Origin of the sequence: Microbacterium lacticum (assembly GCF_006716815.1) — a bacterium.
In the GTDB taxonomy this organism is placed as follows: domain Bacteria; phylum Actinomycetota; class Actinomycetes; order Actinomycetales; family Microbacteriaceae; genus Microbacterium; species Microbacterium lacticum.
This window is the reverse complement of sequence record NZ_VFPS01000001.1, coordinates 360,985-373,553: the sequence shown is the minus strand read 5'-3', so window position 1 is coordinate 373,553 and position 12,569 is coordinate 360,985. Positions and strand designations below refer to the sequence as shown.

General features: G+C 71.4%; 15 protein-coding genes and 2 tRNA genes. 8 read left to right on the top strand and 9 right to left on the bottom strand.

Going from position 1 to position 12,569, the window contains the following annotated elements:
- The first annotated feature begins 140 nt into the window (after nucleotides 1-140).
- Nucleotides 141-389: a DNA mismatch repair protein gene (locus FHX68_RS01805; protein WP_141380019.1), complete on the top strand. Its 249-nt coding sequence runs from the start codon at nucleotides 141-143 to the stop codon at nucleotides 387-389.
- Nucleotides 390-520: 131 nt separating this feature from the next.
- Here FHX68_RS01805 and yczR read toward each other — a convergent pair whose 3' ends face one another.
- A complete protein-coding gene (gene yczR, locus FHX68_RS01800) occupies nucleotides 521-1,942 on the bottom strand; it encodes a MocR-like transcription factor YczR (RefSeq protein ID WP_141380020.1) in 1,422 nt (473 codons plus the stop codon).
- A gap of 61 nt (nucleotides 1,943-2,003) precedes the next feature.
- Here yczR and yczE point away from each other — a divergent pair, with 61 nt between their 5' ends.
- The gene (gene yczE / locus FHX68_RS01795) at nucleotides 2,004-2,612 is read left to right on the top strand and encodes a membrane protein YczE (RefSeq protein WP_141380021.1); all 609 of its coding nucleotides are present in this window, start codon (nucleotides 2,004-2,006) and stop codon (nucleotides 2,610-2,612) included.
- Here yczE and FHX68_RS01790 read toward each other — a convergent pair.
- The gene (locus tag FHX68_RS01790; RefSeq protein ID WP_141380023.1) at nucleotides 2,599-2,808 is read right to left on the bottom strand and encodes a methyltransferase; all 210 of its coding nucleotides are present in this window, start codon (nucleotides 2,806-2,808) and stop codon (nucleotides 2,599-2,601) included. The genes yczE and FHX68_RS01790 overlap by 14 nt on opposite strands.
- A gap of 95 nt (nucleotides 2,809-2,903) precedes the next feature.
- Nucleotides 2,904-2,975 (bottom strand) — tRNA-Arg (locus FHX68_RS01785).
- A 60-nt stretch (nucleotides 2,976-3,035) separates the two neighbouring features.
- Here FHX68_RS01785 and orn point away from each other — a divergent pair.
- The 5 genes from orn to FHX68_RS01760 all read left to right on the top strand — a co-directional run bounded on the left by orn (nucleotide 3,036) and on the right by FHX68_RS01760 (nucleotide 4,932).
- Nucleotides 3,036-3,659 (top strand): oligoribonuclease, encoded by a 624-nt coding sequence (gene orn, locus FHX68_RS01780; protein WP_141380024.1) that lies wholly within the window; start codon nucleotides 3,036-3,038, stop codon nucleotides 3,657-3,659.
- 34 nt (nucleotides 3,660-3,693) lie between these two features.
- A tRNA-His gene (locus FHX68_RS01775) sits at nucleotides 3,694-3,769 on the top strand.
- 34 nt (nucleotides 3,770-3,803) lie between these two features.
- A complete protein-coding gene (locus tag FHX68_RS01770; RefSeq protein WP_141380025.1) occupies nucleotides 3,804-4,154 on the top strand; it encodes a metallopeptidase family protein in 351 nt (116 codons plus the stop codon).
- Nucleotides 4,151-4,435: an ATP-dependent Clp protease adapter ClpS gene (gene clpS, locus FHX68_RS01765; protein WP_141380027.1), complete on the top strand. Its 285-nt coding sequence runs from the start codon at nucleotides 4,151-4,153 to the stop codon at nucleotides 4,433-4,435. Before FHX68_RS01770 ends, clpS begins: the two co-directional genes overlap by 4 nt.
- Nucleotides 4,432-4,932 carry a DUF2017 family protein gene (locus FHX68_RS01760; protein WP_141380028.1) on the top strand — a complete coding sequence of 167 codons (501 nt, stop codon included), beginning with the start codon at nucleotides 4,432-4,434 and terminating at the stop codon, nucleotides 4,930-4,932. The genes clpS and FHX68_RS01760 overlap by 4 nt, the downstream gene beginning before the upstream one ends.
- A gap of 57 nt (nucleotides 4,933-4,989) precedes the next feature.
- Here FHX68_RS01760 and FHX68_RS01755 read toward each other — a convergent pair whose 3' ends face one another.
- From FHX68_RS01755 to gatC, 6 genes are all read right to left on the bottom strand, one after another.
- Entirely contained in the window at nucleotides 4,990-5,589 is a 600-nt protein-coding gene (locus FHX68_RS01755) for a nucleoside/nucleotide kinase family protein (RefSeq protein WP_141380029.1), read from the bottom strand.
- The gene (locus tag FHX68_RS01750; protein WP_141380031.1) at nucleotides 5,570-5,896 is read right to left on the bottom strand and encodes a hypothetical protein; all 327 of its coding nucleotides are present in this window, start codon (nucleotides 5,894-5,896) and stop codon (nucleotides 5,570-5,572) included. Before FHX68_RS01750 ends, FHX68_RS01755 begins: the two co-directional genes overlap by 20 nt.
- Nucleotides 5,897-6,026: 130 nt before the next feature.
- Nucleotides 6,027-7,298 carry a DNA polymerase IV gene (locus tag FHX68_RS01745; protein WP_141380032.1) on the bottom strand — a complete coding sequence of 424 codons (1,272 nt, stop codon included), beginning with the start codon at nucleotides 7,296-7,298 and terminating at the stop codon, nucleotides 6,027-6,029.
- 99 nt (nucleotides 7,299-7,397) lie between these two features.
- On the bottom strand, nucleotides 7,398-8,927 hold the full coding sequence (gene gatB, locus FHX68_RS01740) for an Asp-tRNA(Asn)/Glu-tRNA(Gln) amidotransferase subunit GatB (protein WP_141380033.1): 1,530 nt from the start codon (nucleotides 8,925-8,927) through the stop codon (nucleotides 7,398-7,400).
- The gene (gatA, locus tag FHX68_RS01735) at nucleotides 8,927-10,453 is read right to left on the bottom strand and encodes an Asp-tRNA(Asn)/Glu-tRNA(Gln) amidotransferase subunit GatA (protein ID WP_141380035.1); all 1,527 of its coding nucleotides are present in this window, start codon (nucleotides 10,451-10,453) and stop codon (nucleotides 8,927-8,929) included. The genes gatB and gatA overlap by 1 nt, the downstream gene beginning before the upstream one ends.
- A complete protein-coding gene (gene gatC / locus FHX68_RS01730) occupies nucleotides 10,450-10,749 on the bottom strand; it encodes an Asp-tRNA(Asn)/Glu-tRNA(Gln) amidotransferase subunit GatC (RefSeq protein ID WP_141380036.1) in 300 nt (99 codons plus the stop codon). The genes gatA and gatC overlap by 4 nt, the downstream gene beginning before the upstream one ends.
- An 85-nt stretch (nucleotides 10,750-10,834) precedes the next feature.
- On the opposite strand from gatC, the gene FHX68_RS01725 reads away from it, so the two are divergent.
- The gene (locus FHX68_RS01725; protein ID WP_141380038.1) at nucleotides 10,835-12,538 is read left to right on the top strand and encodes a long-chain-fatty-acid--CoA ligase; all 1,704 of its coding nucleotides are present in this window, start codon (nucleotides 10,835-10,837) and stop codon (nucleotides 12,536-12,538) included.
- Nucleotides 12,539-12,569: the final 31 nt, after the last annotated feature.

Genomic DNA, 12,569 nt, shown 5'->3' with positions numbered 1-12,569 from the left:
CTCAGCTTGGCGGCGGCGCGGGTGCGTGCGGAGGCCGGAACGTCGAAATGTGGATGGATCGCGAGATTGCGCGATTGGGGAGGAGGCGATGACAACGCGATGTCGGAGGTCGTATCTATGTTCGATACGGGAGGCAGCAGATGATTCTCACGACACAGAACGGTCCTGCCGTCGGGGTGCGCGGCGTGACACTGCGCGCGGTATCCGACAAAAGATGGCGCGTGCTCGACCGCACGGGCCGGGTGATCGGCCACCTGCGCGCCGAGGCGCAGAGCACCGGCATCCGGTTCCACGCCGAACGCTTCGACCTGGCGTCGGCGCGACTGCGCCACCTCGGCGCGTTCTGGAGCGCCGACGAGGCGATCGACTGCCTGAGGTACCTGCGGTGAGGCCGGCACCGGTCGCCTCGCTGACGCCCGTTCGAGCCGAAGGCGCTCCGTCCTCACGCGCCAGCGCCGGTCCCCGCACCCGCACCCGCACCCGCGCCAGCCGCGCACCCACGTACCCGCGCGGCCGGGTGTCAGACGAGCGCGCCCATCGGTTCGACACTCGTCACGGGGGCCGCAGCGCGCACCTCTGGCCAGATCTGCGCGAGCACCGTGACTGCGCGGCGCAGGTCGGCCGCGGAGGCGGTGAACGGGATGCGCAGGTGCCGATCGTGCGCGCCGTCGACGGCGAACCGCGACCCCGCCGAGAGGAACACCCCGCGCGTCCGTGCCGCGAGCACCAGTCCCGAGCTGAGCGGCGCGTCGAGCTCGACCCACATGGCGACTCCCCCGTCCACGCGCGGAACGCGCCAGTCGGGCAGACGCTCGGCGAGCGCGTCCGCGAGCGCGTCGCGCCCGTCGCGCAGCAGGGCGGCGCGCTGGGCGAGCACGTCGGGCATCCGCTCGAGCACTCGCGCGGCGACGGCCTGCTCGAACTCGGGCGTTCCGAGGTCGCGCGAGGGCCGGGCGGCGACGAGGCGGTCGATGAGCGAGGCGTCGGCGCGGATCCACCCGATCCGCAGCCCGCCCCAGACGGTCTTGCCGAGCGAGCCGACGCGCACCACGGCGGTCGAGGCGAACGGTCCGGCGGCGCTCGCGCGCGCATCGTCGATCGCGAGCTCGGCGGTCGTCTCGTCGATGACGAGGATGGTCCCGGCGCGCTGTGCGGCGTCGGCGAAGACCGCCTCCTCGCTCAGCGTCATCGAGCGGCCGGTGGGATTCTGAAACCTCGGCATGAGATACGCCATGCGCGGCATGGCGCGCGCGTACGCCTGCGCCGCGCGGTCGAGGTCCCACCCGGCATCCGTCGTCACCGGCACACCCACGAGCCGCGCCCCCGCAGAGCGCAGCGCCTCGGCGGCGTGTGGGTAGGTCGGTGTCTCGATGAGAGCACGGTCGCCGCGGCGCAGGAGCGTCTGCGCGAGCAGGTGGATCGCCGATTGCGCCCCCGTGGTGATCGTCACCTCGTCGGGGGTCGTCGGCACGCCGGCCGCCGTGTAGCGGTCGGCGATCGCGGCGCGCAGCGCGAGCGCGCCCCGCGTCTCGTACCCCGCGCGGGCGACGAGCGTCGCCGCATCCGCAGCGACCTCGCTCATGACGCCGACGAGTCCCGGCCAGGCGGCGGGGCTCGCCTGCTGCAGGTCGATGTCCCCCTCCCCCGTGGCGACCTTCCCCGGTTCCCGACCGGGCTGCGGCAGGGTGACGCTCCCCGACCCGCGGAGGCTCTCGATGTGCCCGCTGTCGCGGAGGCTGCGGTAGGCCGTCGCGACGGTCGTCCTGCTGAGCCCGAGGGCGGCGGCGAGCTCGCGCTCGGCCGGAAGCGCCGTGCGCGCCGCGATGCGGTTGTCGAGACAGAGGAGGCGGATGCCGTCGGCGAGCGCCTCGTACGCGGGGTCGCGCGTGCGCCAGCCGCCGAGTGCGGTCGCGAGGGAGCGAGCGGTGATCCGGGAATCCATGCGGCTACGATAGTCCGATTGGACTGGTGCGCGAAGTCCAATTCTGCGGTGGAATGTCTCCATGCCGCAACGGATCGTGCACCTCCTCGTCGGACTCGCCCTCTACGGGGCCGGGTGCGCGATCATGGTGCGCGCCGGCATCGGCCTCGATCCGTGGACGGTGTTCGCGCAAGGGGTGTCACTGCAGACCGGCATCGGGATCGGGTGGGTCACGAACATCTTCGGCTTCCTCGTTCTGCTGCTGTGGATCCCCCTGCGTCAGAAGCCGGGCGTCGGCACCCTCGCGAACATCCTGCTCGTCGGCACGAGCATGCAGGCGACGCTCGCCGTCTTTCCCGCGATCGACGGGTTCGCGTTGCAGGTGCTCGTGTTCCTCCTCGGCATGATGCTCGTCGCCGTCGCCTCGGGCCTGTACATCGGCGCCGACTTCGGTCCCGGCCCGCGTGACGGCCTCATGACGGGGCTGCGCGCACGCTTCGGCTGGCCGATCTGGGCGGCGCGGCTCGTCGTCGAGGCATCCGTTCTGCTCGCCGGCTGGCTGCGCGGCGGCACCGTCGGCCTCGGCACGATCATCTTCGCGCTCGGGATCGGCCCGCTCGTGCACCGCACACTTCCGCTGTTCGACCTGCGGCGCCGGCGCGACGCCCGCAGGACGGTCAGTGCTGCGTGAAGCGCGGCCAGTCCGAACCCGGCGGCAGGTGCCCGTGCAGCGCGCTCTTGGCGACGTCCATCGTCGGGTAGGTCCCCACGCTCGCATCGGCTCCGGCGACGGTCGCGGTGTAGCCCTCGTCGTCGCGTCGGATCGTGCCGACGACGTTGCCCTCCGGCCCGTAGGCGACCCAGAGGGCGGACGATACGGTGCTCATGGTGACTCCTCTCGTCACCGCCGACGCTACGCCGCACCCGTCACGGGCGCCAGACCTGCGACGGACCGCGCCCGCGACGAACGAGTCAGGATCGGTGCCCCCGGCAGGATTCGAACCTGCGACCAACGGATTAGAAGGCCGTCGCTCTTCCACTGAGCTACGGAGGCGCCTCTCCAGCGTAGTGCGCCCCGCCCGCCGCGTCGGGACCCCTCATTAGGATGATTCCCATGGTGAGTGCCGCAGAGAATGACCGTCTCGTCTGGATCGACTGCGAGATGACGGGCCTCGATCTCGAGGTCGACGAGCTCGTCGAGATCGCGATCGTCGTGACCGATTTCGACCTGAACGTGCTCGACCCGGGCTTCGAGATCGTGATCCGGCCCGACGACTCGGCGCTCGCGCACATGGGCGAATTCGTCACGAAGATGCATGAGACGTCGGGGCTGCTCGAAGAGATCCCGAACGGGGTGAGCGTCGCCGAGGCCGAGTTCGAGGCACTCGAATACATCCAGCGCTTCGTTCCCGAGGGCAAGGCGCCGCTTGCCGGCAACACGATCGGCACCGATCGGATGTTCCTCGCGAAGTACATGCCGCGCATCGACCGGTGGCTGCACTACCGCAACGTCGACGTGTCGAGCGTGAAAGAACTGTCGCGCCGCTGGTATCCGCGTGCCTACTTCAACGCCCCCGCGAAAGACGGCGGGCACCGGGCACTCGCCGACATCCGCGAGTCGATCCGCGAGCTCGCGTACTACCGTCAGGCGGTCTTCGTGCCCGAGCCGGGGCCCACCAGCGACGAAGCGCGCGAGGCCGCCGCCGAGGCGGTGTCATCGTACGCCTCCGAGGTGTAATACAATCGTCTGGTTGCCTGGAAATAGGCACATGGTGGCTATAGCTCAGTTGGTAGAGCACCGCGTTGTGGTCGCGGGGGTCGCGGGTTCAAGTCCCGTTAGCCACCCCACGGAACCCGCGGATTCTTCCGCCGGGAGGTTCGCATGATCGAGATGGATGCCGACGCGTTCGACGCGCTCGTCACCGATGAGCTCGACCGCCTGCCGGACGCGATGATCGACGGTCTCGACAACGTCGTGTTCGTCGTCGAGGACCGCCCCGAGGACGGTTCGCTCGACCTGCTGGGCCTCTACGACGGGCTCGCCCTCACCGAGCGCGACCGCTACGGCGTCGGCGAACTGCCGGATCGCATCATCGTCTACCGCGAGCCGCACCTGGAGGTCTGCGAGAGCGTCGACGACCTGCGCGACGAGGTGCACACGACGCTCGTGCACGAGATCGCGCACTTCTACGGCATCGACGATGCGCGCCTGCACGAGCTGGGGTGGGCATGAGCCTCCCCCTCGAAGACATCCGCCTCGACGAGAGCGCCGCGACCGCGGGGCCGTGGCAGGCCGTCGTGTGGAACGACCCGGTGAACTTGATGAGCTACGTCGCCTACGTCTTCCGCACGTACTTCGGCTACTCGCGCGAACGCGCCGAGCAGCTCATGCTCGCCGTGCACCACGTCGGTCACGCGGTGGTCGCCGAGGGCGCCCGCGAACAGATGGAGCTGCACGTGCAGGCGATGCACGACTACGGCCTGTGGGCCACGGTACGGGAGGGCGGAGCATGACCCGGGTGCTGATGGAGATGTCGATCCTCGAGGCGGCGCACCTCACCGACCTCGTCGACCAGTTCGCCGAGCTCATCGCCGAGACGGTCGACAGCGACACGATCGACGACGACGAGGCCGTCGCCCGCCTCGTCCCCGACGCGTACCGTGACGACGACGCCGCGGCCGGCGAGTTCCGCCGGCTCACGCAGCACGACCTCCTCGACCGTCGCCGCGACGACGCGGCCCGCGTGCTCGAGACCCTCCGCCGGGACGGCGTGCGGCTGAGGCCCGACGAGGTGACGGATGCCGACGCGCACGCCGCGTTCGTCGTCGAGCTCGACGACCTCGCGGTGGCGGCGTGGCTGCGCACCCTCACCTCGGTGCGGCTCGTGATGGCGACCCGGCTGGGTGTCATCTACGACGATGACGGCGACCGGCCCGATGACCCCCGCTTCGGCGTCTACGACTGGCTCGGGTTCCGCCTCGAGGGTCTGCTGCGGGCCCTCGAGAACTGACCCCGCGGGCCGGGCGACACTCGGCCCCGGCGACCGGTGATCAGGGCACGTCGACGATCAGGGCACGTCGACGATCAGGGTGGCGAGGCTCCTCGGATGGTCCCGCTCGAGATGGCTCCGCTCCTGCGCCGCCCAGCGCTCCCAGTGCGGACGGTAGGCATCCCCATCACGCGTGAGCGCGCGCTCGCGGCGCGCCGCCTCGGGAGAGTCCAGCCACACCCGGATCGGCGCGTACGCGGCGGATGCCGCGGTGAGCACCCCCGAGCCTTCGATGATCAGCGAGGCATCCGCTCGCGTCAGCCGCTCGTCGCCGGGCGCCGACCGCCCCCAGTCCCACCGCCGCCAGGCGGCATCGCCGCCTTCGCTCCACGGCACGAGGATCTGCGCGCGCGCCGCCTCGGCGCCGGCAGCCAGGCCATCCCAGCCGGGATAGACGTCGTCGAGTGCAACGACCTCGACCGGACCGGCCCAGAGCTCGCGCAGCCGCGCGGCAAGGGTGGTCTTGCCCGCTCCGGACTGTCCGTCGATCAGCACCGCGTTCGGCGCACCGGAAGTCGCGCGGGCACCGACGGGCGCGAGCGCGTCGGCGGCCTCCCGCACGCGGCGGGCGGCCTCGTCGATCGCGGCGTCGAACCCGTCAGTGCTTCTTGAGGGCACGGATGATGCGGCTGAGCGCGCGACCTGCGACCCACACGAACGGGATGCCCACGGCGACGAGCGAGATGATGTTCGGCTCGAACCGCAGGTCGTCGCCCTTGCGGATGTAGGCGCCGACGGGGATCGCGACGCCACCGCCGCCTCCCCCGCTGCCGCCGCCCCCGGGCTCTTCGCCGGCACCGAAGCCCGACCACGTCAGCGCGACGGGGATGAGCCGCACGCCGTCGACGTCCTGCTGTTCGCCGTAGACGCTCGTGACGCCGATCGATGCGGTCTGCTTGCCGAGTTCGAGTGCGAGGTTGGGCATGTCCCTACCGTAGCCCCTGCACCGCCCGACCGCGACGGCCGGGCACGGCGACGCGGATGCGACGGCACCTCCGCGCGATCGGGCCGGGCTGGACGCGCGCCGGTGGTGCGATGGCCGCGCACCGGCGGCGCTAGCCTGCCGGCGGCGCGTCGGGTGGCAGGCGCGGGTTCGTGGGGAGCGCGCCGGTGTCGCGGCGCGGGCCCAGCACGCTCGCCCGGGTGACCACGCCGCCGCCGAACCGGGTGCGTGCGTCGTCGAGCGCCGCGTCGATGCGGCGCCAGTCCTCGTCGTCGTCCCACAGCGCCGCGATCGCGGCACCACCCGGGCGCAGCTTCTCGGCGCGCACGCCGATCAGCCGCACCGGCTGGGTGAGCTCGAGCGCGTCGAACAGCCCGATCGCGACGTCGCCGATCCGCTGCCCGACGTCGGTGGGTTCGGGGAGGCTCGACGCGCGCGAGAGGGTCGTGAAGTCGGCGTAGCGCAGCTTCAGCGCGATCGTGCGCGCCTCCCAGCCGCCACTGCGCAGGCGCGCGGCGACGCGGTCGGCGAGCCGCCGCAGTTCACTGCGCAGCACCGCCGGGTCGGCGATGTCGTGAAGGAACGTCTCCTCGTGACCGATGCTCTTCTCGACGCGCTCGGTCTCGACCTCGCGCGGGTCCTGGCCGTGCGCCAACTGCCAGATGCGGGCGCCGCCGGCGGGCCCGAGCGCGCGCTCGATGACCCGCTCGGGAGTCGCGAGGATGTCGGCGACGAGACGGATGCCCCGTGCCTCGAGCGCCTCCGCCGCCTTCGGCCCGACGCCCCACAACGTCCGGACGGGAAGCCCCGCGAGGAAGACCTGCGTCTCGGGCTCGCTGACGATCAGCAGTCCGTCGGGTTTGGAGAGGGTCGAGGCGATCTTCGCGATGTGCTTCGTGGCGGCGACGCCGACGCTGCAGACGAGACCCGTCTCCGCGCGCACGCGCGCCCGCAGCATCCGCGCGATCTCCCCCGGCGAACCCCAGAGGCGTCGCGCCCCCGACACGTCGAGGAACGCCTCGTCGATCGACAGGGGTTCGACGAGCGGAGTGACGTCGTGGAAGATCGACATCACCTGGCGCGAGAGCGCGGAGTAGCGCTCGAAGTGCGGCGGCACGACGATCGCGTGCGGGCAGAGCCGGAGCGCCTGGGCGACGTTCATGGCCGAGCGCACCCCGAAGCGGCGCGCCTCGTAGGTCGCGCTCGAGACGACGCCGCGGCCCTCCATCCCCCCGACGATCACGGCCTTGCCGGTCAGCGAGGGGTCGTCGAGCACCTCCACCGACGCGTAGAACGCGTCCATGTCGACGTGCAGGATGCGCGTGCCCGTGTCGTCGGCGTCGTCGGGCGACACCCGCCGCCCCGATCCGTCCCCGCGTCCCACGCATCCATTGTCGCGGATGCCTCCGACACCGGGGTCACCCGGGTCGGCCGGCCGGCGCGATCCGGGTGACCGGGGCCGGCGCCGACGCGGGGCGAGCGGCTACTGCGCGGCGCGCTCGAGGACGAGCTCGCGCACGCGCGCGGCATCCGCCTGCCCGCGCATCGCCTTCATGACGGCGCCGATGACCGCGCCTGCGGCCTGCACCTTGCCGTCGCGGATCTTCGCGAGGACGTCCGGCTGCGCGGCGAGGGCCTCGTCAATCGCGGCGATGAGCGCCCCGTCATCCGAGACGACCGCGAGGCCACGGGCGTCGACGACCTCCTGCGGGGTGCCCTCACCGGCGATGACGCCTTCGAGCACCTGGCGGGCGAGCTTGTCGGTGAGCGTTCCCGCGTCGACGAGCTGCTGAAGCGCGGCGACGGATGCCGGTGACACGAGCGATGCCGCGTCGACGCCCTCTGCGTTCGCGATGCGCGAGATCTCGCTCATCCACCACTTGCGGGCCGCGGCGGGCGCGGCGCCCGCGGCGACGGTCGCCTCGACCTCGTTCAGCAGCCCCGCGTTGACGACGCCCTGGAAGTCGATGTCGGCGAAGCCCCAGCTCTCCTTGAGCCGGCGTCGGCGCACGGCCGGCGGCTCGGGCAGCGCGGCGCGCAGGCTCTCGATGAGCTCGACGGGCGGCGCGACGGGCAGCAGGTCGGGCTCCGGGAAGTAGCGGTAGTCGTCGGCATCCGACTTCGGACGGCCGGGCGAGGTGCGTCCGGTGTCTTCGTGCCAGTGTCGGGTCTCCTGCGTGATCGAGCCGCCCGCGGCGAGGATGGCCGCCTGACGCTGGATCTCGTAGCGGACCGCTCGCTCGACCGACCGCATCGAGTTGACGTTCTTCGTCTCGGTGCGGGTGCCGAGCGGCGCCGCGGGCTCGCCGGGCAGGGCGCGCGGGCGCAGCGACACGTTCGCGTCGCAGCGGAGGTTGCCGCGCTCCATCCGCGCCTCGGAGATGCCGAGGCCGATGACGATGTCGCGGATCGCGCGTACGTACGCGGCCGCGAGCTCGGGTGCGCGGTGCTCGGCGCCGAAGATCGGCTTCGTGACGATCTCGACGAGCGGCACTCCGGCGCGGTTGTAGTCGACGAGCGAGTACTCGGCGCCCTGGATGCGGCCGGTGGCGCCACCCATGTGGGTGAGCTTTCCGGCATCCTCCTCCATGTGGGCACGCTCGATGGGCACCTCGAACCGGGTGCCGTCCTCGAGCTCGACCTCGACCTGACCCTCGAACGCGATCGGCTCGTCGTACTGGCTGATCTGGTAGTTCTTGCCGAGGTCGGGGTAGAAGTAGTTCTTGCGCGCGAACCGGCTCGACGGCGCGATCTCGCAGCCGAGCGCGAGCCCGAGCGAGATCGAGTAGCGCACGGCCGTCTCGTTGACGACGGGAAGCGACCCGGGAAGGCCCATGTCGACCGGCGCGACGAGGGTGTTGGGCGAGGCGCCGTGATTGCGCTCGTTGGCGGGGTTGGCCGCGGCGGAGAACATCTTCGTCTCGGTGTTCAGCTCGACGTGCACCTCGAAGCCGAGCACGGGCTCGTAGCGCTCCAGCGCCTCGTCGAAGTCCATCAGTGCGTCCTTCGCCATCAGAGGTTCCCTCCCAGCCGGGGCGCGCGGTCGAGCAGCGGGCCGCCCCATGAGTCGACGAGCAGTGTCTCGAGCGCGGCGCCGACGCGGTACAGGCGGGCATCCTCCCGCGCGGGGGCGACGAACTGGATGCCGACGGGCAGGCCGTCTTCATCGGCGAGACCCGACGGGATCGAGATGCCCGGCACGCCGGCGAGGTTCACGGGGATCGTCGTGACGTCGTTGAGGTACATCTGGATCGGGTCGTCGACCTTCTCGCCGAGGCGGAACGCGGTGGTCGGCGCCGACGGCGTCGCGATCACGTCGACCTCCGCGAACGCGGCGTCGAAGTCGCGCTGGATGAGTGTGCGCACCTTCTGCGCGCTGCCGTAGTACGCGTCGTAGTAGCCCGCCGAGAGGGCGTAGGTGCCGAGGATGATGCGGCGCTTCACCTCGTCGCCGAAGCCGACCTCGCGCGAGCGCGCCATCACGTCTTCGACGGTGCCGCCGGGAACGTCGACGCGCAGGCCGAAGCGCACCGAGTCGAACTTGGCGAGGTTGCTGGATGCCTCGGCGGGGAGGATCAGGTAATACGCCGCCACGCCGTATTCGAAGTGCGGCGCGCTGATCTCGACGATCTCGGCTCCGTGGGCTTCGAGCACGTCGAGCGAGGCGCGGAACGACGCCGACACGCCGGCCTGGAAGCCGGTGTCGGGGAGCTCGCGGATGACGCCGACCTTGAGGCCCTTGAGCACCTCTCCGGTCGCGCCTTCGCGCGCCGCCGCGGCGAACGAGGGCCAGCGGTCCTCGAGCGAGGTGGCGTCGTGCGGGTCGTGACCGCCGATCACGTCGTGCAGGAGTGCCGCGTCGAGCACGGTGCGCGCGACGGGGCCGACCTGGTCGAGCGAGGAGGCGAGGGCGATGGCGCCGTACCGGCTGACACCGCCGTAGGTCGGCTTCATGCCGACCGTGCCGGTGACGTGCGCGGGCTGACGGATCGAGCCGCCGGTGTCGGAGCCGAGCGCGATCGGCGCCTCGAAGGCGGCGACGGCGGCGGCCGAGCCGCCGCCCGAGCCGCCGGGGATGCGGTCGAGGTCCCACGGGTTGCGGGTCGGGCCGTAGGCCGAGTACTCGGTCGACGAGCCCATGGCGAACTCGTCCATGTTCGTCTTGCCGAGGGGCACGAGCCCCGCGGCGCGCGAGCGCGCGACGACGGTGGCGTCGTAGGGCGAGAGGAAGCCTTCGAGGATCTTCGACCCGCTGGTGGAGGGCATGTCGGTCGTGACGAGCACGTCCTTGATCGCGAGCGGCACACCGGCGAGCTCGCCGAGCTGCTCGCCCGCGGCGCGGCGCCGGTCGATGTCGGCAGCGACGTCGAGCGCGTGGTCGCTCACGTGCAGGAAGGCGTGCACGTCGCCGTCGACGGCGGCGATGCGGTCGAGGTGCGCCCGGGTGGCCTCGACGCTCGAGACCTCGCCGGCGGCGAGGCGCGCGGCCAGGTCGGCGGCGGTCAGACGGGTCAGGTCGCCGGTGGTGGATTCGCTCACTGTTCTTCTCCGAGGATCGCGGTGACCTTGAAACGGTCTTCCGTGGCATCCGGCGCGTTCTGCAGCACCTGCTCCACGGTCAGCATCTGACCGACGACGTCGGAGCGGAAGACGTTCTCGAGCGGGATCGGGTGGCTCGTCGCGGGGACGTCGGGGGTGGCGACCTCCGACACCTTGGCGACGTTGTCGACGATCGCGGAGAGCTGACCGGTCAGGCGCTCCACCTCTTCGTCGCTCAGTGCGATCCGGGCCAGCACGCCGAGATGGCGCACGAGATCAGGGGTGATTTCAGACACCCGTCGATTCTAGTCGGCCGCCTTCCACTCCCCCGGCGCGTGCGGCTCCCCGACCGCGACCGGCCGCGCGGTTAGGCTGGCGGACGTGACCACGTACGACCCACCGCGCCCCTGGATCCGCAGCTACGCCGACGGGGTGCCCGCCGACCTCGCCCCCGTCACGGGGAACCTGCTCGACATCGTCGAGGCGTCGGCGAAGGACTATCCCGACGCGCCCGCGCTGCAGTTCTTCGGTCGCACGACGTCGTACCGCGAGCTGTCGGATGCCATCGCGCACGCCGCGGCGGCGCTGAAGGAACTCGGGGTGAGCAAGGGCGACACCGTCGCGATCGTGCTGCCGAACTGCCCGCAGCACATCGTCGCGTTCTACGCGATCCTGCGCCTGGGCGCGATCGCCATCGAGCACAACCCGCTCTACACGCCGCGGGAGCTGCGCAAGCAGTTCGAAGACCACGGCGCGAAGACGGCGATCGTGTGGAGCAAGGTCGTGCAGACGGTCCAGGACTTCCCGGCCGACCTCGCCGTGCCGAACCTCATCAGCGTCGATGTGACGAAGGCGATGCCCGTGTCGCTGCGGTTCGCCCTGCACCTTCCGATCGCGAAGGCGCGTCGGTCGCGCGCCGATCTGACGACGCGCACGACCGACGCGATCGCGTGGGAGAAGCTGCTGCAGGTGCCGCCGCTGCCGGCGTCGTACCCGAGGCCGCAGACCGACGACGTCGCCATCATCCAGTACACGAGCGGCACGACCGGGACGCCCAAGGGCGCCGTCCTGACGCACCGGAACCTGCTCGCCAACGCGCGGCAGGCGCAGGCCTGGACGCCGTCGATCGCGCGCGGCAACGGCTGCGTCGTGTACGCCGTGCTGCCGATGTTCCACGCGTACGGGTTGACGCTCTGTCTCACGTTCGCGATGTCGATCGGGGCGCGGCTCGTGCTCTTCCCCCGCTTCGAGCCGGCGATGGTGCTCGAGGTGACGAAGAAGCATCCGGCGACATTCCTGCCGCTCGTGCCGCCGATCGCGGACCGTCTGCTGAAGGCCGCGCAGGCCGAGGGCGTGTCGCTCGCGGGCACCGAGATCGCGATCTCGGGCGCGATGCCGCTGCCGCACGAGCTGGTGGTGCCGTTCGAGGCGGCGACGGGCGGCTATCTCGTCGAGGGGTACGGCCTCTCGGAGTGCTCGCCCGTGCTCATGGCGAACCCGGTCGCCGACAACCGCAAGCCGGGGACGGTGGGACTGCCGCTGCCGGGGACCGAATGCCGCGTGGTCGACCCGGACGAGCCTACGCGCGACGTGCCTGCGGGCGAGCGCGGTGAACTGGTGGTGCGGGGGCCGCAGGTGTTCCAGGGGTATTACGGCAAGCCCGAGGAGACCGAGGCGGCGTTCGCCGATGGGTGGTTCCGCACTGGTGACATCGTGCAGATCGACGACGACGGTTTCGTCCGCATCGTCGACCGCATCAAGGAGCTCATCATCACCGGCGGCTTCAATGTGGCGCCGACCGAGGTGGAGAACGCGCTGCGCCAGCATCCGCACGTGGTCGACGCGGCGGTCGTGGGGCTGCCGAGCGATCGGTCGGGTGAAGAGGTCGTCGCCGCGGTGGTGCTCGACGGGTCGGGCGAAGGGGATGCCTCGGAGATCCGCGAGTTCGTCCGCAGCATCCTCACGCCGTACAAGGTGCCGCGCCGCATCTTCATTGTCGATGAGCTGCCGAAGTCGCTCATCGGCAAGGTGATGCGTCGCCAGGTGCGCGACTCGCTGTTGCAGCTCACGCAGCCGGAGGGCTGAGTGAACGGGCGGCCGGCGGTCGTCTTCTGGG

Excerpts from the sequence above, each read along its gene's own strand:
- FHX68_RS01750 (WP_141380031.1), bottom strand. The coding sequence starts at position 5,896 with ATGCCCAACCTCGCACTCGAACTCGGCAAGCAGACCGCATCGATCGGC.
- yczR (WP_141380020.1), bottom strand. The coding sequence starts at position 1,942 with ATGGATTCCCGGATCACCGCTCGCTCCCTCGCGACCGCACTCGGCGGC.
- yczE (WP_141380021.1), top strand. The coding sequence starts at position 2,004 with ATGCCGCAACGGATCGTGCACCTCCTCGTCGGACTCGCCCTCTACGGG.
- orn (WP_141380024.1), top strand. The coding sequence starts at position 3,036 with ATGGTGAGTGCCGCAGAGAATGACCGTCTCGTCTGGATCGACTGCGAG.
- FHX68_RS01760 (WP_141380028.1), top strand. The coding sequence starts at position 4,432 with ATGACCCGGGTGCTGATGGAGATGTCGATCCTCGAGGCGGCGCACCTC.
- FHX68_RS01770 (WP_141380025.1), top strand. The coding sequence starts at position 3,804 with ATGATCGAGATGGATGCCGACGCGTTCGACGCGCTCGTCACCGATGAG.
- FHX68_RS01805 (WP_141380019.1), top strand. The coding sequence starts at position 141 with ATGATTCTCACGACACAGAACGGTCCTGCCGTCGGGGTGCGCGGCGTG.
- gatB (WP_141380033.1), bottom strand. The coding sequence starts at position 8,927 with ATGGCGAAGGACGCACTGATGGACTTCGACGAGGCGCTGGAGCGCTAC.
- FHX68_RS01790 (WP_141380023.1), bottom strand. The coding sequence starts at position 2,808 with ATGAGCACCGTATCGTCCGCCCTCTGGGTCGCCTACGGGCCGGAGGGC.
- clpS (WP_141380027.1), top strand. The coding sequence starts at position 4,151 with ATGAGCCTCCCCCTCGAAGACATCCGCCTCGACGAGAGCGCCGCGACC.